This is a genomic window from Bacillus silvicola (assembly GCF_050524305.1).
Classification (GTDB): Bacteria; Bacillota; Bacilli; order Bacillales; family Bacillaceae_G; genus Bacillus_A; species Bacillus_A cereus_AT.
The window spans coordinates 548,052-571,468 of record NZ_JBNGVC010000013.1; the positions used below are offsets into that span (position 1 = coordinate 548,052).

Below are 23,417 nucleotides of genomic sequence, written 5' to 3' on the forward strand. Positions count from 1 at the left end.
TTTTCATCAAATCACTGTTTTTCCCCTTTTTAAATATATACCCCCTTATTTTAAAAATTATTTCCCGAATATATATACCAATCGTAATCGTCGTAAAACCCTTTTATTCAAAGGATTTATACACATTTTATAAAACCTTAAAAATATACCCCTATTTTTATATACCCAATACCTATATAAGGTATAAAACACCTTCTCTATCAACGTTTTTCTACATTATGTAAATTTGCACTTGCCTATACAATGGAAATATGGTGTAATGCAAAAAAAGATAAAGGATTTTAAACAATGGCTGAAACAATTCAAAACTTCTTAACAGACTATTATTCCATCGCAATTCCACTTAGTATCTTAATCAACATCATCATTAGTCTTTTAGGTTTTATCCCTAGTATTTTTTTGACCGCCATTAATATACAGCTCTTTGATGTAACGAATGGCACAATCATTTCGATCGCAGGCGAGGCATTAGGGGCTATTATCTCGTTTTATATTTATCGCATAGGCCTTCAAAAGTTCACTCACGATAAAGTGAATAAGCACCCAAAGGTAGAGCGTCTTCTTTATGTAGAAGGCAGAGAGGCCTTTCTACTCGTTTTATCGTTTCGATTGATACCTTTCATCCCATCAAGTATCGTTACTTTATTTGCAGCTCTAGGAAAAATGTCATTACTCTCTTTCAGTATTGCCAGCACAATAGGTAAAATACCGGCCTTATTGATTGAAGTATATTCGGCATACCAAGTTATGAACGGAACAAATGAAGCGAAGTGGATTGTAACAATCGCAGGTTGCATTGGATTGCTTTATTTGTGGAAAAAATGGAGAAAAAAATAAAGAAGGAGCATAGGCTCCTTCTTTATTTTTGAAGTATTTTATTAATAACTTCCCTTAAAGCCTTAATTTACACCCACAGCACTAAATGATTGCTTAACTGCTGTTACTTCAGCAGAATTCGCACCGTATAAATCAGCTGCAGCTTGTACTGCACCAGCACGAGCTTGGCTAAATGTAGTAGATTGCGTGAAATATTGTGTGTTTGCACGGTAATAAATTGCACCTAGCTTATCTTTACCGATACCAGTTACAGTTACACCAGAATGCGTACCGCCATTTGCTAATAAATAAGCTTGTTTGTTAATAATACCACTGTTTGTATGAACTCCACCGTTATCACTTGAACCAGTGTAACGCTTAGAATAATGGTCTGGGTCACCGTATTTCGTTGGATCACTCATAGAGCGAAGCGCGTCTCCTGCTTTACCAGGCGTGTAAATATCCTCACCAATTTCCCAATCTGGGTTACGGTTATCATAGAATTCTACTAAAGTACCAAAGATATCAGAAATCGCTTCATTTAGCGCTCCTGATTCATTTTGATAAATTAGATTCGAGCTATTTTCCGTAACAGCATGCGTTAATTCGTGACCAATTACATCAATACCGCCAGATAATGAAGTGAATGTTACACCATCACCATCTCCGTATACCATTTGCGAACCGTTCCAGAATGCATTATTATACTTGCTTCCATAATGCACAGTTGATTTTAATGGCGCACCCGCATCATTAATTGAGTTACGATTAAATGTATTCTTATAGTAATCATACGTTATCCCCGCATAGTAATGAGCATCAACTGCCGCCGCATCATACGCTGCATTAAATACATTATCAGCATCTGCCCATAATGTTCCTGGTAATGTTGAACGGTTTTTCGCATCATATGTGAAAATCGTTGCTCCGCGCGTATTATCTTGTAAATAATAAGATGATCCAGATAGCGTTGTATTAAGTGACTTCGTATCACCTAACACTCCAATACCTGTTCCCACTTTATTCGTTCCTGTTACAGGCTTTACAACTGCTTTAGCATCCTGTTTAGGAGCATCTTGTTTAACCGGCGAATTATCATCATTTGTCACATGATCAATTGTATTGTATTTATTTAATACTTTACCGCTTTCTGCCTCAATGAAATAATAATAGTTTCCTGGACTTGGATCTAAAAAGTTTAAATTCACAACATATGCGTACGTTGTCTCTTCACCATTTTGATATACGTATAAGTCCGCTTTTGGTTCCACTTCATACTTAGGTGTTACTCCTAAATCTTGTTGCGCGATTTCAATTGCTTTTGCGCCTTCAATCTTATTTTTATTTTTCAGCTTTTCCTTCTTGTCTAAATCAGGCGCAACTGTTCCAGACAATACTTTTAAAGAACCATCTTTACTTACGTGAGCTACTTGAGTAGATCCCCATACAGGTACTCCCTCGTAAACTTGTTGCATACGTACTACTGTTGAATCAGTTACAGTATCTTTTTTCACTTGTTTCACTTTAAAAGAATCTTGCGCACTCTTTTCCCCTAGCTTATAATCACCCTTTGCCGCGTTTAAGTAATCAAACACAACAGATTCCGCTTTCTTACCAGTCGCTCCAGTTAGATCACCAGAAATAAACTCAGGTGACTTTACCGTCTCATTGTACTTCTTCGTAGAGAGCACATTTTTAGAATCCGCAAATGCAGAGCCTGTCCCTCCGAACGCAGTAACTGCCATTCCTGCCGCTAAAACTAATGCTAAACTCTTCTTTTTCATATAACCTTCCCCCTAATAAAAAATTTTTTTGAAAAAGAGTAATTTCATATTAGCATTATGTTTTCACTATTAATATACTAAAAATTCAATTAATTAATTTCTCAAGTTTTGTAGAATTTTAGGGAGCAAATATTGAGAAACCCCTTTCCTGTTGGAAAGGGGTTTCCTTATTATGAATTAATTTGTTGAACTGTTTTAGCTTCTTGACCAAGAGTATCTGGTTTCCAAGCATACTGAATATCCAACACTACTGCTGCAATTGCCACAACAACAAATGTTCCTGCGATTAATTTTTTCATACTATCCCCCCTCTCTATTCTTCTAATAAGTTAATCGCTAATTTATAATAGCGATTACTTTCTTTAAAATCCAAACATTCTTCTAAGTATTCGGCTAATTCTAAGTATACTTTCTTTAAATCCTTTATATTTTCCTCTACCTTAAAGAAAGGAACTACTTCTGTTTCTAAAAACTTTTTATAGACGTCCCTTTTTTCAAAATACTTATATCGTAAATTTAATAATAAATATAGCATTCCTTTGTATCTATCATCTTTTCTTGCCGCAGAAACACCTTTTTCAATCCATTCTGCAGCTTCCTCAAGCTCTCCTAATTGAATACACTGTAACGAGAGCTCATACATAGCATCAATATAATTCATATCTTCTTCTTTTTTGTATTTCAAGCATTCTAAATAATATTCTTTCGCCTTCAAATAATCTTTTTGACGATAGTGTAAATAACCTATATTATTTAGAGCAATCGACATAATATTATCTTTATCTGCAAAAGAATTCGCTTCCCTCAAGATATGATTATAAATTTCCATCGCTTCATTATACTGTTTTTTTCTAGTGTAGCTAAATGCAATCAAAAATTGACAATTTATTATATTTCTAAACTTATATTCACTCTTAAAACCTTCCAATGCAACATTAGCAAAGTATAACGTCATATGGTCTATTTCCATCTGACTATATGTCAGTGCTAAATTATAATATATTCCTGTTTCATAATATCCTAACTCTTTAGCCATAGTTTCTGTTTTTAGTAAGTAATCTAAAGCTTGCGTATATTTGTATTGCACAGAGTATAATAGTGCTCTACTATACGTATAAAGCATTTTTTGAAATGGTGAATATTTCTTATACACCTTTTTTAATCTATCCAACTCTTCTTCAAGAGCTGGTAGATCTCGTTTCATCATTAAATACCGCGTATAAAGCAGTTTATAATAATTTATAATTTCAAAATCTAAAACATGCTGCATTTCACCTTGCAACTCTTCATATATGCGTTCTACTTGTTGCTTGTCCAAATGAACTAATGCATTCAACCACTCGTCCAACTTCACCTTCACATCTTCTTCTACATCTCTCAAATCCGTCACGGCAATCTCTAATCTTGTGCAGAGCAATTGTAGAATCTCTTCTGATGCTTCTATCTTTCCATTTTCGATCTTACTTAAGTATGAGACAGAACAAATGCCCTGACATAATTCTTCTTGTGTCATTTTTTGCTGTAGCCGTTTATAAAAAACTTGCTTGCCTATTTTTTCTAATGTTTGTTGCATTGTCCTCCTCCATTCTCATTACCCCCATTACTCTAATAATACATAAAATCTAGAGAAATATAAATTGATAAATGTAAATTTTCTAAAAAATATGCATTATTTCATTTTTTTCTCTCTTGACTTCACTCCCTATTACTTCTTTGCTACGCAAGGGGAAAAATTGGTATACTATAACCAAATTACGGAGGTGTTTTCGCAATGAATCATTATAAAGACGATAGTTACGCCTTACATACAGATTTATATCAAATCAACATGGCTTATACATATTGGAAAGATGGTATTCATAATCGCCGTTCTGTTTTTGATTTATACTTTCGAAAGCTTCCATTCGAAAACGGCTATGCTGTTTTTGCTGGTCTTGAGAAAATTGTAGAGTACATAGAAAATTTCAGTTTTACCGAAAGTGACATCGCTTATTTAGCAGAGCTGCAATTCGAAGAAGACTTCCTTCATTATTTACAAAACATGAAATTTACTGGAACGATTCGTAGTATGCAAGAAGGTGAAGTTGTTTTTAATAATGAGCCTTTATTACGGGTTGATGCGCCACTCGGTGAGGCACAAATAATTGAAACCGCCCTCTTAAATATTGTAAATTACCAAACATTAATTGCTACAAAAGCTGCACGTATGAAGCACGCTGCAAATAATGATGAGCTTTTAGAGTTCGGTACAAGACGCGCTCATGAGTTTGATGCTGCCCTTTGGGGAACACGAGCTGCCTTTATTGGTGGTTTCTCATCTACCAGCAACGTTCGTGCTGGAAAACGCTTCGGGATACCTGTAGCTGGCACACATGCTCACTCTTTCGTTCAAGCGTATCGCGATGAATATGTCGCGTTTAAAAAATACGCTGAAACTCATAAAAAATGTGTCTTTCTCGTTGATACATATGACACATTAAAATCTGGTGTTCCAAATGCGATTCGTGTCGCAAAAGAATTTGGAGATCGTATTGATTTCTATGGCATTCGTCTTGATAGTGGCGATATGGCTTATTTGTCTAAAAAGGCAAGAATATTACTAGATGAGGCTGGATTTACAAATACAAAAATTATTGCTTCTAGCGATTTAGATGAATACACAATTATGCACCTTAAATCTCAAGGAGCAAAAATTGACGTATGGGGTGTTGGAACAAAATTAATTACATCCTTTGAGCAACCAGCATTAGGGGCTGTTTACAAACTAGTTGCGATTGAAGATACTGACGGGAAATTAAATGACACGATTAAAATTTCATCTAATCCTGAAAAGATTACAACTCCAGGGCTTAAACGAATTTATCGCATAGTCAACAGGGTTAATAATCATGCTGAAGGCGATTATATTGCGTTAGATTCTGAAGAGCCCGAAAAAGAAAAACGCTTAAAAATGTTCCACCCCGTTCACACATATATAAGTAAATTCGTAACAAACTTTGAAGCACGTGAACTGCATAAAGACATTTTCGTTAACGGTGAAAGAACATATGAACTACCAAGTATATTAGATATTCAAAAATATAACGAACAGAGTCTCGCTCTATTTTGGGAAGAATACATGCGAACTTTAAACCCCGAAGAGTATCCTGTCGATTTAAGCCAAGAGTGCTGGGATCATAAAATGAATTATATTCAAACTGTTCGCGAACAAGTTGAAAAAAACATACAAAAATAAACAGAGAAGTTTCCTCCTTCTCTGTTTTTTCAATACTATATGGATATTTGTAAAAAATATATTAAAATAACATGGCGAATATTTTTTATTTGTAAAATTCAATATTACGTTATTCAAAACTAAAATAATATTTGATATTATTTTATTGAGTCAATTTCAACAAAATAACCGATAAAAAAGAGGACGCGGGTTGCATCCTCTTTTTTATAAATCTTTCACTCGTAGTACACGCATTGCATTTAAAACTGCAAGTAATGTCACACCAACATCTGAGAAGACCGCTTCCCACATTGTTGCAATACCAAAGGCACCAAGTAATAAAACTAGCCCTTTTACACCTAATGCAAATATAATATTTTGCCATACAATACTACGTGTACGTTTTGCAATTTTCACAGCTGTCGCGATTTTTGAAGGCTCATCGGTCATAATGACGATGTCAGCAGCTTCAATTGCTGCATCTGATCCTAAACCGCCCATCGCAATACCAACGTCCGCTCGTGCTAATACTGGCGTATCGTTAATACCATCACCAACGAATGCAATCTTTTCTTTACCGTGTTTTGCTGCATCAATTTTTTCGATTTCTTCTACTTTTTGGTGTGGTAATAATTCGGCATGCACTTCATCTAAACCTAATTCTTTACCAACAGCTTCACCAACTGATTTTGCATCACCAGTTAACATGACTGTCTTCTTAATACCTAGTTCTTTTAACTTTTGAATTGCTTGTTTTGAATCCTCTTTTACCTCATCAGAGATAACAATATAACCTGCATATTTACCATCTACAGCAACATGAACGAGTGTACCTACTGTATTTGGTTGCTTAAATGTAATGTTTTCTTTTCTCATTAATTTAGCATTACCTGCGAAAATTTCTTTTCCTTGTACCTTTACAACCGTACCATGACCTGAAATTTCACTATAGTCTTCAATACTATTTTCATCGATTGATTTTCCATATGCATTTCGAATAGATTGTGCAATCGGATGATTAGAATATACTTCTGCAAATGCTGCATATTCTAATAGCTCTTCAGCTGTAGTACCTTCACTAGGCTCCATCTTCGTAACTTTAAAGACACCTTTTGTTAATGTTCCTGTTTTATCAAAAACGATATATTTCACATCATTCAATGCTTCTAAATAGTTACTTCCTTTTACTAAAATACCACTTTTAGATGCCCCACCAATACCTCCAAAGAACCCAAGAGGAATCGATACAACGAGTGCACATGGACAAGAGATTACTAAGAACACTAAAGCTCTATAAATCCAATCGGAGAATGTAGCACCCTCTAAAATAAGTGGTGGAATAAATGCCATAATCGCTGCTGTTATAACTACGACTGGAGTATAATAACGCGCAAACTTCGTAATAAAGTTTTCTGTTGGCGCTTTTTTGCTACTTGCATTTTGTACTAAATCTAAGATTTTTGATACAGTAGATTCACCAAATTCTTTTGTAACTTCAATTGTTAATACACCATTTTGGTTTACAAAACCACTTAATACGTCATTACCAACTTCTACTTCACGCGGTACGGATTCACCTGTTAACGCTGAAGTATCCATCATTGATGTTCCCTCAACTACTTTCCCGTCTAACGGTACTTTTTCACCTGGTTTCACGATAATATACTCACCAATTTGCACATCTTCTGGTGATACTTGTTTCGTTTCATTTCCAACTTTCACATTTGCATAATCAGGACGAATATCCATTAATGAAGTAATTGATTTTCGAGAGCGATTTACCGCAATACTTTGGAATAGTTCCCCTACTTGATAAAATAGCATTACCGCAACTGCTTCTGGATATTGTTGAATCGCGAAAGCTCCTAAAGTTGCAATTGCCATTAAAAAGTTTTCATCAAACACTTGGCCGCGAGTGATGTTTCTTACCGCTCTCCAAACGATATCTCCACCTATTAATAAATAAGCAAGAACGAATAATGGAATTGTTATCATTTGCGGTAATCCGGCTAATGCAGCAATTCCTGTCAAAATTCCGCCGCCTACTAATCTTCCTATCATTTTTTTCACATTTCCATCACCATGATCATGGCCATGGTCGTGTCCTTTTTCCTCTTCACGAACAACTTTTACATCTGGCTCTAACTTTTGAACAACATTTTTTATATCTTGCACAGTCGATTCAAGTTCTCTTTTATTCGCAACTTCTACTCTTAATTTCTTTGATACGAAATCAACAGTCGCTTCTGAAACTGTTGACATTTCCTTTACCTTATTTTCAATCTTCATTGCACAGTTCGCACAGTCTAAACCTTCTAATATAAATACTTCTTTCGCCGCTTTTGTTTTTTTCTCTTCTTGTACCTTAATATGCGGCTCCAATTTTGTAACGAGCTGCTTCGCTTCTGTAACAACTTGATTTTCTTTATTTTGTGGTGTTTCTAAAAGCATCGTCTTAGTTGCAAAGTTTACAGAACAAGATGTTACTCCCTCTATATTCCCAACACCCTTTTCAATTTTCATTGCACAATTCGCACAATCTAAGCCTTCTAGCATAAGTTTCTTTTTCACTAATGCTTCTGCCATCGTTCTCCCTCCTCGCGTTTTTATTCTTCCTCGTTTACGTGTTCAAATGCTTGCTCGAAGATATGAATTACATGTTGATCAGCCAATGAATAATAAACTACCTTTCCTTCTTTACGGTTCTTTACAAGCTTTGCTTGCTTTAATACACGAAGCTGATGTGAGATTGAAGATTGCGTCATTCCTAATAAATAAGCTAAATCACAAACACACATTTCAGCTTCAAATAATGCATGTAATATTCTCGTACGTGTACGGTCACCTAATACTTTAAATAATTCTGCTACTTTACTTAAACTTTCATCCGTCGGAATTGTTTGCTTCACTTGATCCACGATTTCCTCATGAATTACCGTTTGAGAACAAGTTTCCTGCGGTGTTTCTACTTTATTTTCAGCCATTATAGCTCACCTCTTTAATTGAACATATGAACAACTGTTCATATATCTTATACTTTTATTATATGAGCGCCTACTCATATGTGTCAATAAAATCCGAAAGATTTTTTTGACAATTCCGTTCACATTTCAACATGCACATATCAATATTCTCCGCATCCATCATACTCTTCATACAAAAAGGATGCACGAAAACTATCGTGCATCCTTCTCTTATTTAACCCACATTAACTGCCCGTAAAAGCCCGATTGGTGAAGGCTAATAATCAGTGAGGATGAAGCCACCCACTGATTAAAGTTTCACTTTATTAACTTTCACTGCATCCACAATTAACGAAGCAAATTCTAATTTACCATCTTGATTTCTATGATCAAAACGTTTCGATCGATAAATGAATCCTTTCTTTTCATCCCAATCATTATAATGAAACTCACCATTCTCATCACAATATTCTAAAACCCTCACTTGAAAACCTGCTGATTCAAACATGGACGTGATCGTTTTATAGTTATGAACGATTTTGTGGCTTGCTGCTGGATGATCTAATGGACCTGGTCCGCCTACTTGTACACCTTCCTGATATTCTTCATCTGGAAAAAATGCATCTGGCACTGCACAACGAATATATCCATCCTCCGTTAAAAACTCATAACAAATTTTTGCCGCTTCGATTCCTTCTTCGTACGATAAATGCTCCCATACATGTTCCGCTAAAATTACTGATAAAGAATTAAGCTGAAATTTATTAAGCCACGTTGCTCTTTTTAATAAATTTAATTCTTCTTCATTCGTATGTAACCAACCAGGGTTATTATTGTATCCCTCTGCTCCAACGACAACTTTTATATCTTCTTTTATTCTCATTCTTACACCCCTTTTGCATATTACGACATACAAAATTCTACAAAACCATATCCATTCCCTTTATATTTACATAATAAAAAGCCTTGCGCGTTCCCTAGACGCACAAGGCTTACTATCTTATATCCCTTTTATTTAGCTTTTTTTAATTAGCTTTTTCTAAACTATCTTGCGAACTTCCATCGTCTTTTAAATGACTATGTTTTTTCGAATAAACAAAGTATACAACCACTCCGATTGCTAACCAAATACCGAAGTAAATCCATGTTGTTAATGGTAAATTTAGCATTAAGAATAGACAGCATGCAACTGAAATAATCGGTAAGATTGGTACAAGTGGTACCATAAATCCACGTTGTAATTTCGGATGTGTTTTACGAAGAATGATGACAGTTACACCAACCATCGCAAATGTTAATAACGCTCCAATATTCGCTAAATTCGACAATTCTTTTAAATCGATAAATCCAGCAATTAAAGCACTACCAATTCCTGTTAACCAAACTGAAAATGTTGGTGCTTCTGTCTTCTTGTTAATTTTCGCAAAAGATTTTGGTAATAAACCGTCACGGCTCATTGCGAAGAATACACGTGTTGTCGCATAAATGTAAGCGAAAATTACAGCCATAATACCGATTACAGCTCCAATAGCGATTACACCAGCCACTTTATCTTGCCCTACAACCTCTAGTACATATGCCATCGCTTCTGGTACATCTAATTCCTTGTAAGAAACCATACCTGTCATAACGAGACAAACTACAACATAAATGATTGTACAAATAACTAACGAAGCAATAATACCAATCGGTAGATCACGTTGCGGATTTTTTACTTCTTCAGCAGAAGTTGCTAATGCATCAAATCCTAAGAAAGCGAAGAATACTGCTGCTCCTCCGGCAAAGACTCCACTTAAGCCGTACGGTGCAAATGGTATCCAGTTTTCTGGTTTCACGTAGAATACACCAACTGCAATGAATAAAACAACAATACCAATTTTAATTAATACCATTATGTTATTCACACGCTTACTTTCTTTCGTACCTCGTGATAATAACCAAGTTATAACCAACGTAACGATAATTGCCGGTAAGTTCACCATACCACCTTGCGATGGAATCGTTAACAATGCTTTTGGAATTTCAAGTCCCAATCCACTCACTAAATTATTGAAATAACCTGTCCATCCGCCAGCTACTGCGGCAGTTGTTACGACATATACGGATAACAATGTCCATCCCATTAAATGGGCAACAAATTCACCAATTGTTGCATATGAATATGTGTACACACTACCTGAAACAGGAAGTGTAGATGCAACCTCCGCATAACATAAAGCTGCAAATCCACAAACGATTGCTGCAATCATAAATGAAAAAATAACTGCTGGACCAGCATCTCTTGCTGCTACTAATCCCGTTAATACTAGAACTCCTGTACCAATTATCGCACCAATCCCTAGCATTGTTAGGTCAAATGCCCCTAGCGTTTTCGTCAAAGTTTTACTTTTACTTTCCCCTAACAATTGCGTAACGGATTTCTTTTTGAATAGGTTGGCCACGATGAATGCCCCCTTTTACCAAGAAGAGCTAAGAGGTATTATCTCTTAGCTCTTATCATGTTGTTTTATATATTGTTCGATTTTGTTTTGTATAATGCTTCTATTAGCAAGATACTGTTTCTGCTTCTAATAATTCTTTAGCACCTTTGTACTCTACACCGTGAGCTTCTGCAACTGCTTCGAATGTTACGTAGCCATCTAATGTGTTAATACCTTTTAGTAATGCAGAGTTGCCTAGGCAAGCTTCTTTGTAGCCTTTGTTAGCAATTTGTACTGCATATGGTACTGTTACGTTTGTTAATGCAAGAGTTGATGTACGTGGAACCGCACCTGGCATGTTTGCAACTGCATAGTGAACAACGCCGTGTTTTTCATAAGTTGGGTTATCATGAGTTGTAATACGGTCAGTTGTTTCGAAAATACCACCTTGGTCAATCGCGATATCTACAACAACAGAACCTGGTTCCATTGATTTAATCATTTCTTCTGTTACAAGTTTTGGCGCTTTTGCACCTGGGATTAATACTGCACCGATTACAAGATCAGATTCTTTTACAGCTTCTGCAATATTGTAAGGATTAGACATTAAAGTTTTTACTTGGTTTCCGAAAATGTCATCTAATTGACGAAGACGTTCTGCACTTAAGTCGATGATTGTTACATCCGCACCTAGTCCAACTGCAATTTTAGCAGCATTTGTACCAGCTTGTCCACCACCGATAATTGTTACTTTACCACGTTTAACCCCTGGAACACCTGCAAGTAAGATACCTTTACCGCCTTTGTTTTTCTCAAGGAATTGTGCACCGATTTGTGCAGCCATACGACCAGCTACTTCACTCATAGGTGCAAGTAATGGTAGAGAACGGTTTTCTAATTGTACTGTTTCATATGCAATCGCGACAACTTTCTTCTCGATTAACGCTTTTGTTAATTCTGGTTCTGGAGCTAAGTGTAAATATGTGAATAAGATTAAACCTTCGCTGAAGTGTTTGTATTCGCTTTCAACTGGTTCCTTAACTTTCATAACCATTTCCATGTTCCAAGCTTCTTCAGCTGTATCAACAATTTTCGCTCCTGCTTCAACATACTGAGTATCTGTGAAACCAGATCCTAAACCTGCACCCTTTTGAATGAATACTTCGTGATTGTTACGAATTAAATGTACAACACCTGCTGGTGTCATTGCCACACGGTTTTCGTTGTTTTTAATTTCTGCTGGTACCCCAATACGCATAATGAAATGCCCCCTTATAATTAACAGAAAAAAGGAATTCTTTTTTCTTTTTGTAATAATTAATAACTTATGTCCTTATTCTAGCATAACTTAAAAGTTATGAAAACGCTAACATACTATTTTTTTAAAGTTTATATATTTAGAATAGTGTAAATATACGAAACATTGATTCTGTTGGGTTATTTGTACCATCGCATTATCTATCACTCTATTTACATTATATCCATTCAAAACGCATAGTAATTATTTATTATTTGACAATAATGTAACAATGCAAAAAAACTAAGTAGTTACGTATACATATACACTTATTACTTTGTACAATACTTTAGAAATATATTCTTTTCATAAAAAAAACAGCTACTAGCATTTAGCCAGCAGCTGGATAACTTATAAATAACTTTGAGAATAAATCTTCTGTCGTTTCAGAAATTTTATCAAACATGTCACTTTCACGATCTTCTTGCTCTTTTAACATCTTAATTGTTTCGCGTGCGTCTTCAGGGTAATCGGTAATGATACCATCCACGTTTAACTTATAATATGCCTTTAAACTTTCCATATCATTTACTGTCCATACGTAAAGTGGTTTATTTAGCTTTCTCGCTTCTTTCACTAGGCGTTTATTTAACATATATTCTTCTGCTACATAGAAATCCGCCTGTACATTCTTTAAATTAGCCCTGCTTGCAAACAATACATACCCTACTTTTATATCCGGATTTGCACGCTTAAACTCTTTAATAAGCGGATAATGTAACGTTTGAATTACACATTGTTTCTCAAAATCGTTCTCTTTAATTGTTTTTAGTACTTTCTTTACGAAATCCGTCTCATTACCGTGAAGTTTCACTTCTATATTAAGTTTTATTTTGCCTTTTGCAAGCTTAATGATCTCATCAAGTGTACTTATTTGTCCCGAGAATCCATCTTGACTAAGAGTAAGCTTTCTTAGCTCATCCATCGTCAAATCCGATACATGCACATTCGCATTCGCAAGACGTTTCAACTTCAAATCATGTATGACCGCTAGTTCGCCATCTTTCGTTTGCAAAACATCTATTTCTGCATAGTCTGCTTTTGCATCAATGGCACCTTGTACTGCTTCTTTCGTATTCTCTACACCTTTTGATATATATCCACGGTGCGCCATAATAATTGGTTCTTTATATGTGTTTGAAATAAAGGTCACAATGAAGGCAACGATCATTCCAGCAGTAATAATCCCCACGATATATACACCAATAAATTTCCAACGGTGTTTTTTAAAGAAACATTTATCTGCTTTTGTTTTTGAATAATCTAATCCTTCTTCTAATAAAACATCTTCAACCGAAACTTTCTGTAAGTATAATCTTGTTAACGCCATAATATAAAACGGCGTCATAATGAAGCTGAATAAATACAATGTACTCGTTAAGAAGACTGAAATCGTTGACTCCGCTAATAGCGCAAATGTCCCTTCTGGGTTCGTAAATTCGTATACGCCCCATAAACAGAGTAAATACACTCCTATAAATAAAAGAAAGACCATTCCTACAGAGATGAAAACTCCTACTAAAAAGAACAACACTTTAAAAAAGCTTTCTTTTACTAAGTTCGCACTTTTACGTGCTGCCGTGCGAAATGGTTTTTCTTCTAATACAATAATAGGTAACACAAAAATCCAACGAAGATTTAAATAAGCAACTACAGCAAAGAAAGCATAATAGCCAACCTGACCCATTGTCGTCTTAAATAGTTCACCTGTAATAAAATTAGGAATTTGAATTTCAGGAATTAATGCAGATTTATATCCCATACTTAATAGCGGTAATAGCACAACTGCATACAACACAAATCCTGGTAAGCAATATGTAAAAAGAGAAGGTAAATACGTTACTGTTTTATACAAAATCGGACGTAATCTTACCTTTTGCCTTTTATGAGCGAAATACGAAATAATAATAAGCACTGCAAATTCCGTAAAAATAAGAAACAATGCTAGTATCGATAAAATTACAATCGCCAAAATCCCATATGGTGTTTTCAAAAATGCTACTAATTCATCATTTGTCGCATTTGCATAACCACCAAAGTACAATAACTTATTGAAAATAATACCTAAGAGGGGGATAAATACGATTGCAGCTAACAATTTATAGACGAGCTGAAATGTTAGCACATTCCAAAAAGCAAATTGTACAGTTTGAAAGGAATGTCTCATTACTCCTGGTATAGATAGTCTTTTACGGTGTTGCATATATTCCTCCACATTCTAAAACTATATTTGAGATGGATTCCACATTTCCAATTTCAATCCATCTTTTTAATAATAATATATTCCGCTTAACATGAACACTCTTATACATATAATGAAAAAAGTGATGGCTACTTCCATCACTTTTTTCACTCACTCTATTTTTTCTCTAGTCCTTGTCCAAATGCTTTTAAGAAACTAAAACCAAATGTTATCGCCCTGTTGATATCTGGATCTTTTAATACCTTAAAGAAATCCATCACTTTTGTTTTTTTTCCATTTTTCAGCTCATCCGTTGCAAATTGTAATCCAGTGACTAAACTAGATGTTATTTGTTTCGTTATTTCTGGGTCCACTGAAGATAACACCTCTCCCGCCCCCATCATATTGTTTAATGCATTTTTTACTGGTTCACGATTTAATTGTTCAACAGCTATTTTGGAAACATCTTCTTTTGCAGCAAGTAAACTAATCGCTGCATCTAAAATTCCAGCTTTTTGCAACTGTCCTAATAGCTGCATCGTCTCTTCTACTGCTTCCCTATTTTCAGCTAGCTCATTTAACAGTTCATCTGTTACTTGCTGTTTCTTTTCTTCTTCTGTTACAACCTTCTTTTTTATTAAAGTAATCTCTTTTGCCATGATCTCCGCCCCCTAATTCTGGTCCACAAGTGATACGTATTGTTTTCTTTGCCACTTTTGCTCAATTTCAACACCATTTTGCGGATGACGTTTTTTATCTCTCGGGTTTGAAGATGGTAACGGACGATTCCCTTTTTCACGTAATACGCGTAGTTTCACCATCGTTTGTTTATAAGCTGGTGTACAAGTATAAATGTCTGTTGCTGTCCCTGTTAAAATATTGATTGCCTCTTCATTTACTGTCGCATGCATTGGCAAATATAACTCATTTCCAGTTACACGATCTGTAACAAGCGCTTGTACTTTAATCTTTCCAAATGGTGATGCTAATTCTACAAGACCGCCATCTTTCACATTGCGTTCTTTAGCAAGTTCAGGTGAAATTTCAACAAATACTTCAGACACTTTAGATAAAATGCCAGCTGACTTATTCGTCATATTTCCTTCATGGAAATGCTCTAGCATACGGCCATTATTTAATAGTAAATCATACTCATCTGGTGCTACTACTGGTGGTACCCATTCATCTAATGATAAACGAGCTAGCTTATCCGGGAAGTTAAATCCATCTACATATAATAATGGTGTATCGCTACCATCATGGCTACCCCAACATAAACTATTCCAGCCTTCTAAACGGTCATACGTTGCTTGTGAGTATAACGGGGCAAGCGATGCAATTTCATCCATAATTTCACTTGGACTTCCATAATTCCAGTCTCCGCCCAGTGCACGAGCTACTTTTTGTAAAATCCACCAATCTGGCTTAGAATCACCAAGTGGCTTCAATACTTCATACAATCTTTGAATACGGCGTTCTGTATTTGTAAATGTTCCTTCTTTTTCTAAGCTTGGTGCTGCCGGTAAAATAACATCAGCAAAACGAGCTGTTTTCGATAAAAACATATCTTGAACAACGAGGAAGTCTAAATTCGCTAAAATATGTTGTACATGGTTGGCATTTGAATCTACTAAAGCCATTTCTTCTCCCATAACATACATACCACGCAGTTTTCCTTCTTCCGCTGCTAGTAACATTGCGATATTATTTAGTCCCGGTTCTTTCGGAATGGTAGTACCGTATGCTTTTTCAAATTTCGCACGATGCACATCATCCGAAACTGCTTGATAACCTGGAAGCCAGTTCGGTAATGTTGCCATATCACAAGCGCCTTGTACGTTATTATGTCCGCGTAACGGATACGCACCTGCACCAGGACGACGATAGTTGCCCGTAACAAGCAGTAAATTTGAAATTGCAGCTGACGTTGTACTTCCTCCTGTATTTTGAGTTACACCCATTCCCCAAAGTACACAAGTACCATCTGCTTCATATACCATACGAGCCATCTCTTTAAGGTTATCTTTAGAAATCCCTGTAATTTTCTCAGTATAATCAAGCGTATACTTTTCTAGCATTTTGCTATATTCATCAAAATTCTTTACATTTTCAGCTATGAACTTTTTATCATGCCAATCTTGATCAATAATATATTTCGTAATACCAGCAAGCCATACATAATCCGTTCCTTGACTCGGGTGAACAAATATATCAGCACGCTCTGCCATTTCATGTTTACGAAGGTCTGCTACAATCAATTTTTGCTCGTGTAATTTATGAGCACGCTTTACTCTAGTTGCAAGTACAGGATGACCTTCTGTTGGATTTGCACCAACAATAATAACAAGACCTGCTTCAGCAATATCTTTTACTGTTCCAGCATCCCCACCCATACCGACAGTTTTAAATAAACCGTCTGTCGCTGGAGATTGGCAATAACGCGAGCAGTTATCTACGTTATTCGTTCCATATATTTGACGGGCTAGTTTTTGCATAAGGTAGTTTTCTTCATTTGTTACTTTAGAAGAAGAAATAAAACCAAATGCGTCGCTACCGTATTCTGACTTAATATGTTGCATATTAGATGCAACAACTTCAAGAGCCTCTTCCCATGAAGCCTCAACAAACATATCCCCTTGGCGAATTAACGGTTTTGTAATACGCTCTTCACTGTTTACAAAATCCCAACCAAATTTACCTTTTACACATGTAGAGATACCATTAACCGGTGCATCTGAAACAGGTTGTACTTTTAAAATTTGACGATCTTTCGTCCATACTTCAAATGAACAACCTACACCACAAAATGTACAAACTGTTTTTGTTTTATTAACTTTCGTCTTACGCATCGCAGCCTCTACTTCTGAAACCGCTAAAATACTGCTATATCCAGGTTCTACATCTTTTACAAAATCAATCATTGGATCCAACACATCTGGTTTTAAACCTGTCATAAATCCTGCTTCACCCAGCATTGTTTTTTCCATTAACGCATTACATGGGCATACTGTTACACATTGCCCACAACTCACACAAGATGAGTCATTTATACTTACACCATTGTCCCAAATAACACGTGGACGGTCTAAACTCCAATCGATTGATAACGTTTCATTCACTTGTAAATTTTGGCATACTTCTACACACTGTCCACAAGCAATGCATTGATTTGGATCGTATCGATAGAATGGATGCGATGTATCCACCTCGCATGCACTTACTTTCGGTTCATACGGATATTTCTGTTCTTCAATCTCCATCATATGTACTGTATTATGGATTTTACAGTTACCATTATTGTTATCACATACTGTACAATACAATAAATGATTCTCTAATATTCGATCCATCGCCTCAGTCTGCGCCTCTTTAGCACGCTGCGATTGTCTTTCAATATGCATACCATTCTCTAGCTTAGTTGAACAAGCACGCATTAACTTCCCATCTACTTCTACAATACATGTATCACAGGTTTGAATAGGATCTACCTCTGGTACATGACAAATTTGAGGATGTTCTAAATTACTTTCATTAAATAATTGGAGTATCGTCTTTTCACCTGATGCAAAAAGTTCTTTACCATCAACGGTTACACGGACTGTCTGTTCTGTCATAGTTTCCCCTCTCCTTACAACTCACTGTACAATACGATTATGAATCCGTTTTCAAAAACGTATTTCTGTACATATTTTTGAAACGCTCTGTTGAAATACTTTTCTTATGAAGTCGATTCTCGATGTTATAAGGTATAGCTACGCAAGCTTGAAAATGTCACTATTCTACTAATCTATTATATCGTACATATACAATAATAACCAAAATAATCTGCCATCTTTCTGATAGTAGATGCTTTTATTTTTCCGATGTTTTATGATAAATATGGGGAAAAATACATATAAAGGGGAATTTAATATGGGGCCTACTCAAGAAACGTATACAATTGTACGCTATCAATCCGGTACATTTTCAAAACAAACTGATGATGTTGTGACAGAATTTCCTATTACAATTAAGTTGAATGGCGAAGAATACGTAACGGTTGTATGTACTCCTAATTACATTGAGGATATGGTAATTGGTTTTTTAATTTCTGAAGGAATTCTTTCTTCTTATAAAGATATTGAGGAATTATGGGTTCAAAAGGAAAACGGAATTGCCCATGTAAAATCATCAAAAATTAATCCACTCTATCAAACTTTATATAATAAAAGATACGTAACTTCTTGTTGCGGAAAAAGTAGACAAGGTTTTGTTTTCGTCAATGATGCCGCAAAAGCAAAAAAGTTACACGATATACATATATCTATTACTCCCGAAGAATGCTTTCACCTAATGACTTCCTTACAACAATCTTCAACTACATTTCGCCAAACAGGTGGTGTGCACAATACCGCGTTATGCGATCGAAAAAATATTCTCATATCAAGAATGGATATCGGAAGACATAATGCACTAGATAAAATATACGGTCATTGTTTACGGAACAATATATCTGTTCAAGGGAAAATCATCGCGTTTAGCGGACGAATCTCATCTGAAATTTTGTTAAAGGTTTCAAAAATTGGTTGCGAAATTGTCCTATCTAAATCAGCTCCAACTAAACTAGCATTGCAACTCGCTCACGATTTAGGCATTACCGTAGTAGGATTCATTCGAAATGAATCTTGCAATATTTATACACATCCAGAACGAATCGATGGTTATCAATCGAATAATTAAAAAATACCTCCTCAATTGAGGAGGTATTTTAGTTATAAAAATGTAATATATATAACACTTGAATAGTTAATAAAGTTAATATACAATTTCATTACATAAATAAAATGAAAACATAGTAGCATATATCTTTTCATTCTTTTACAAATTAAGAAAGAATAATCACAGAATGTATTTAGCTACCCTTATTCTTATAAGAGTTAATGGATTAAATTAGGATCAACCAAGGAGGTTACAACTATGGAAATTCGCTTATTAACAACAGAGGACGCAGAAATTTATTTGAAAGTTTGTATGGAAGGTTTAACGAAAAACCCTGAGGCTTTTAGCTCTTCTTATGAAGATGTTCTTAAACATGAAAACCCTGTCGCTGCCATGGCAAAGCGATTAAGTAATCCGGATAAGTATACTCTAGGTGTCTTCAAAGATAATGATTTAGTCGGTATTGCTACTCTAGAAACAAAGCCATTTATTAAGCAAGAGCATAAGGCAAAAATCGGCTCCGTTTTTGTTTCTCCAAAAGCACGTGGTCTCGGTGCAGGACGAGCTTTAATTAAAGCGATTATTGAAAATGCCGATAAATTAAATGTAGAACAGCTCATGCTTGATGTTGTTGCTGATAACACTGCTGCAAAAAAATTATATGAGTCTCTCGGCTTCCAAACTTACGGCGTGCAAGAACGGTCCTTAAAACATAATGGCCAATATTGGGACGAAGAGCATATGGTTTTATTCTTAAATAATTAACATTTTAATATAATTTTTCAAAAGCATCTTCTTATTAATTAAGATGCTTTTTTCATTACAACAATGTAATCTTCATGTCACCTTTATCGATCGTTCCAATCCTTTCCATTCGTTATACTAAAAATATAAAGTGAAGCTTTACTCAGTTGGGAGCTCCATCCCCCACTGAATTTTGAGATGGGAGTCTTACTGCCCGCAAATAGCGGGATAAAGTGAAACTTTACTCAGCAAAGAGGATCCATCTCCCGCTGATTATTAAATGAACGTATAGCATGATGCAATTGATATGTAGAGGAGAATATGACATGAAACAAAACAAACGAGCTATCTTTTTAATATGTGCTACAGCAATTGTAACTTCTGGATTAGCAATTTTACCTTGGTTTATTATATAGAATACATAAAAAAAGCTTATTGCTCCTTAAGAGGCAATAAGCTTTTTTTCTATTATAAAATCCCGAAAAATTTATTTACACAACTTATCATAATAAGCATAGATACCGCAACACACATTACAACCGCATTACGATCTTGCTTTTCTTTTTGTAAATGCTCTACTTTTTTACTCATGTGTACAATCCCCTTTTAAAAAAAGTGTGAGATAGGAAATTTTTCTTATCCGATGCGAGGTGAATACGAAAACCCTCTCTATCTCACATACACAATAGAATGGAATTGTCATTTTATAAATAAAATGACATGACGTTATGTCGCAACATAGGGTATTTGTGTCGCTACGTTTTCTATTATAAAAAATAGTTGTGCAAAACTAGTGCATTTTTTATGTCAATTGCCCTGATTGAAAAAATCAGCCATCCATTTAATCACATAAAAAGAGTTTTTTATTATTTTCATGTAAACTATACAAGTAGAATGAATAGTTTGGGGTGCACAAGATTATGGTGAAAATTTTATTGGTAGACGATGAAGAACGTATGTTACGATTATTAGATCTGTTCTTAAGTCCTCGTGGCCATTTTTGTATGAAAGCTACTTCTGGCCTTGAAGCGCTAGAATTAATCGAACAGAAGGACTTCGATATTATTTTATTAGATGTTATGATGCCAAATATGGACGGGTGGGATACGTGCTATCAAATCCGTCAAATTTCCAACGTTCCAATTATTATGCTTACAGCTCGCAACCAAAACTACGATATGGTCAAAGGCCTAACAATGGGAGCAGATGACTATATTACAAAACCATTCGATGAACATGTATTAGTCGCGCGAATCGAGGCTATATTACGCCGCACAAAGAAAGACGGCTTTGTTAGCTTCAATGGTATTGAGTGGGATAAAACGAAACATACTGTTACAGCTTATAATGAAAAAATCTCACTAACTCCTATTGAGTTTTCGTTGCTCGGACTATTTTTACAAAATACAAACCGTGCTTACAGCCGAGACGATTTAATCGAGAAGATTTGGGGCTATCAAACAGACATCGAATACAGAACTATCGATTCACATATTCGTAATATACGGGATAAGTTACGCAAAAAAGGATTTCCAGTTGAAGATTACTTAGAAACTGTCTATAAAGTCGGATATAAATGGAAAAGTGAATAATTAATTTGGTCAGTCGATAATAGTATACCACTGATCCTTTATCCTGCATTAATGGGCAATAAGGCTCCAATTAATGCAGGATAATAATCCGTGAAATCTCCAAAGTTTCACTTTATATAAAATAAGGTATGGTGAGAAAATGAGTAAACTTTCCCTTAAAATTGGGACATACTTTTTAATATTAGCTTTATGTATTGAAACAATTGCTTTCGTATCTTTTTATAAAAGCCTTTCAAAAATGCGGGTTGAAGAGGAAACAGTTGCTCTATTAGAGAAAGGTAATCGGTATCGTGACAAAATTGTAAACCGTGCAAAATGGAATGAACATTCTAAACAAAATCCAAACATTGAACGCCCTAAACGCCCTTGGTATCAAGAGTTCACTATCGAGCATGCAGCTGAAGAATTAATTGGCTCAGAATTAATTGCTAATACCGATATCACTATCATTATAACTGACAATAACGGCAAAATCATTTCCACCTCAGAACCCGTAACGAAAGAAATGCAAAAGCAACTTACTTGTAAAACGGAAACTATTCCTAAAAACGGGTTGATTGTAGAAAAAAACTGGAAAAAATCGAAATTCATCTCAACAGTAAGCCCACTTGAAATAAATGGATTTCAAGGTAACTTACATATGTTATTAAAGACATCTTTCTTAGAAAATATGTTACTTAAACTCATGGATCAATTTATTATCATTAGTATTTTGACAATTATTTTAACAACTATTTCTGTCTTTGTTTTTTCTCGGGTTATTACAGAACCTCTTATAAAGATGAAAAGAGCTACTGAAAAAATGTCCAAATTGAACAAGCCAATTCAATTAGGAATTAAACGAAATGATGAACTTGGAAGCTTAGCAAAAACTATTGAAGATTTATCTAGTGAACTTACGTATATGAAAAAAGAACGAAATGAATTCCTCGCTAGTGTCGCTCACGAATTATTAACTCCATTAACCTATATGAAAGGTTATGCGAAGGTAGCAAAGAGAGACTCTTTAACGAAAGAAGAACGTGAAGAATACTTACAAATCATTGAAGACGAAACAGATAGTGTAACCGATCTTGTACAAGATTTATTTATGCTTGTACAATTAGAACAGCACCAATTTGTTATAAAAAAACAAAAAATGCTTCTTAGACCATTTTTAGAGCGAATGGTTGAGAAAACAAAAACAACATTAACGAACAAACAAATGCAAATTCATGTATATTGCAAAGAAGATTTAGAAGTTTGTATAGATGAAAGGCGTATGGAACAAGTGATGTTAAATTTATTACACAACGCTTATCAACATTCGCCAGAAAACACTTCTATTACAATACGTGTACTAACCAGTGTGAATACTTTTACAATAAGTGTACAAGATGAAGGTGAAGGTATTCCAAAAGAAGATATCACACACATTTTCGATCGCTTTTACCGTGTCGATAAATCTAGAACAAGGGCTACAGGCGGAAAAGGTATTGGACTAGCTGTTGCAAAGGAAATTGTAGAACTTCATAATGGTTCTATCGAAGTTAAAAGCGAATTAGAAGTCGGAACAGAATTTATAATTGAATTACCCTTTGAATAATATATGCGGAAAATCACCAGTAGTAGTCAGCACTACTGGTGCTATTTTATTTATAAAACCAGCTCATATAAGCTAAGCTTTTGAAATTATTTTTATTTCAATATAAAATATAGGTACAACTG

At 35.1% G+C, this 23,417-nt stretch carries 18 protein-coding genes; 6 read left to right on the forward strand and 12 right to left on the reverse strand.

What is annotated here, in order from left to right:
• The first annotated feature begins 288 nt into the window (after positions 1–288).
• Entirely contained in the window at positions 289–837 is a 549-nt protein-coding gene (locus ACP6L7_RS24990) for a TVP38/TMEM64 family protein (RefSeq protein WP_097832823.1), read from the forward strand.
• Positions 838–899: 62 nt separating this feature from the next.
• Here the strand turns inward: ACP6L7_RS24990 and ACP6L7_RS24995 are convergent, their stop codons facing one another.
• The 3 genes from ACP6L7_RS24995 to ACP6L7_RS25005 all read right to left on the reverse strand — a co-directional run bounded on the left by ACP6L7_RS24995 (position 900) and on the right by ACP6L7_RS25005 (position 4,173).
• Entirely contained in the window at positions 900–2,600 is a 1,701-nt protein-coding gene (locus ACP6L7_RS24995; RefSeq protein WP_097832822.1) for a M4 family metallopeptidase, read from the reverse strand.
• Between the two features lie 170 nt (positions 2,601–2,770).
• Positions 2,771–2,899 carry an NprX family peptide pheromone gene (locus ACP6L7_RS25000; protein ID WP_002204499.1) on the reverse strand — a complete coding sequence of 43 codons (129 nt, stop codon included), beginning with the start codon at positions 2,897–2,899 and terminating at the stop codon, positions 2,771–2,773.
• A gap of 14 nt (positions 2,900–2,913) precedes the next feature.
• Positions 2,914–4,173 (reverse strand): tetratricopeptide repeat protein, encoded by a 1,260-nt coding sequence (locus ACP6L7_RS25005; RefSeq protein WP_097832821.1) that lies wholly within the window; start codon positions 4,171–4,173, stop codon positions 2,914–2,916.
• A gap of 198 nt (positions 4,174–4,371) precedes the next feature.
• On the opposite strand from ACP6L7_RS25005, the gene ACP6L7_RS25010 reads away from it, so the two are divergent.
• Positions 4,372–5,835, forward strand: coding sequence for a nicotinate phosphoribosyltransferase (locus tag ACP6L7_RS25010; RefSeq protein WP_097832820.1), 1,464 nt, complete (start codon positions 4,372–4,374; stop codon positions 5,833–5,835).
• Positions 5,836–6,039: 204 nt separating this feature from the next.
• Here ACP6L7_RS25010 and ACP6L7_RS25015 read toward each other — a convergent pair whose 3' ends face one another.
• From ACP6L7_RS25015 to fdhF, 8 genes are all read right to left on the reverse strand, one after another.
• Positions 6,040–8,400, reverse strand: a complete 2,361-nt coding sequence (locus ACP6L7_RS25015; protein WP_097832819.1) for a heavy metal translocating P-type ATPase — start codon at positions 8,398–8,400, stop codon at positions 6,040–6,042.
• A gap of 20 nt (positions 8,401–8,420) precedes the next feature.
• A complete protein-coding gene (locus tag ACP6L7_RS25020; protein ID WP_000829678.1) occupies positions 8,421–8,798 on the reverse strand; it encodes an ArsR/SmtB family transcription factor in 378 nt (125 codons plus the stop codon).
• 289 nt (positions 8,799–9,087) lie between these two features.
• Entirely contained in the window at positions 9,088–9,660 is a 573-nt protein-coding gene (locus ACP6L7_RS25025) for a class I SAM-dependent methyltransferase (RefSeq protein ID WP_071743814.1), read from the reverse strand.
• A gap of 142 nt (positions 9,661–9,802) precedes the next feature.
• The gene (locus ACP6L7_RS25030) at positions 9,803–11,218 is read right to left on the reverse strand and encodes an amino acid permease (RefSeq protein WP_071743815.1); all 1,416 of its coding nucleotides are present in this window, start codon (positions 11,216–11,218) and stop codon (positions 9,803–9,805) included.
• A 103-nt stretch (positions 11,219–11,321) separates the two neighbouring features.
• Positions 11,322–12,455, reverse strand: a complete 1,134-nt coding sequence (ald, locus tag ACP6L7_RS25035; RefSeq protein WP_264448598.1) for an alanine dehydrogenase — start codon at positions 12,453–12,455, stop codon at positions 11,322–11,324.
• Positions 12,456–12,825: 370 nt separating this feature from the next.
• Entirely contained in the window at positions 12,826–14,697 is a 1,872-nt protein-coding gene (locus ACP6L7_RS25040; RefSeq protein WP_097832283.1) for a glycerophosphoryl diester phosphodiesterase membrane domain-containing protein, read from the reverse strand.
• Between the two features lie 155 nt (positions 14,698–14,852).
• Positions 14,853–15,335: a helical membrane plugin domain-containing protein gene (locus ACP6L7_RS25045; protein ID WP_097832282.1), complete on the reverse strand. Its 483-nt coding sequence runs from the start codon at positions 15,333–15,335 to the stop codon at positions 14,853–14,855.
• A 12-nt stretch (positions 15,336–15,347) separates the two neighbouring features.
• Positions 15,348–18,290 (reverse strand): formate dehydrogenase subunit alpha, encoded by a 2,943-nt coding sequence (fdhF, locus tag ACP6L7_RS25050; protein ID WP_097832281.1) that lies wholly within the window; start codon positions 18,288–18,290, stop codon positions 15,348–15,350.
• Between the two features lie 298 nt (positions 18,291–18,588).
• Between fdhF and fdhD the strand changes: the two genes are divergently transcribed.
• Both fdhD and ACP6L7_RS25060 read left to right on the forward strand, forming a co-directional pair.
• On the forward strand, positions 18,589–19,395 hold the full coding sequence (gene fdhD / locus ACP6L7_RS25055; RefSeq protein ID WP_097832280.1) for a formate dehydrogenase accessory sulfurtransferase FdhD: 807 nt from the start codon (positions 18,589–18,591) through the stop codon (positions 19,393–19,395).
• A 237-nt stretch (positions 19,396–19,632) separates the two neighbouring features.
• The gene (locus ACP6L7_RS25060) at positions 19,633–20,139 is read left to right on the forward strand and encodes a GNAT family N-acetyltransferase (RefSeq protein WP_097832279.1); all 507 of its coding nucleotides are present in this window, start codon (positions 19,633–19,635) and stop codon (positions 20,137–20,139) included.
• Between the two features lie 447 nt (positions 20,140–20,586).
• On the opposite strand, the gene ACP6L7_RS25065 is transcribed toward ACP6L7_RS25060, so the two are convergent.
• The gene (locus tag ACP6L7_RS25065) at positions 20,587–20,709 is read right to left on the reverse strand and encodes a hypothetical protein (protein WP_002125145.1); all 123 of its coding nucleotides are present in this window, start codon (positions 20,707–20,709) and stop codon (positions 20,587–20,589) included.
• A 329-nt stretch (positions 20,710–21,038) separates the two neighbouring features.
• On the opposite strand from ACP6L7_RS25065, the gene ACP6L7_RS25070 reads away from it, so the two are divergent.
• Positions 21,039–21,710, forward strand: a complete 672-nt coding sequence (locus ACP6L7_RS25070) for a response regulator transcription factor (protein ID WP_097832278.1) — start codon at positions 21,039–21,041, stop codon at positions 21,708–21,710.
• 139 nt (positions 21,711–21,849) lie between these two features.
• On the forward strand, positions 21,850–23,295 hold the full coding sequence (locus ACP6L7_RS25075; RefSeq protein ID WP_097832277.1) for a HAMP domain-containing sensor histidine kinase: 1,446 nt from the start codon (positions 21,850–21,852) through the stop codon (positions 23,293–23,295).
• Positions 23,296–23,417: the final 122 nt, after the last annotated feature.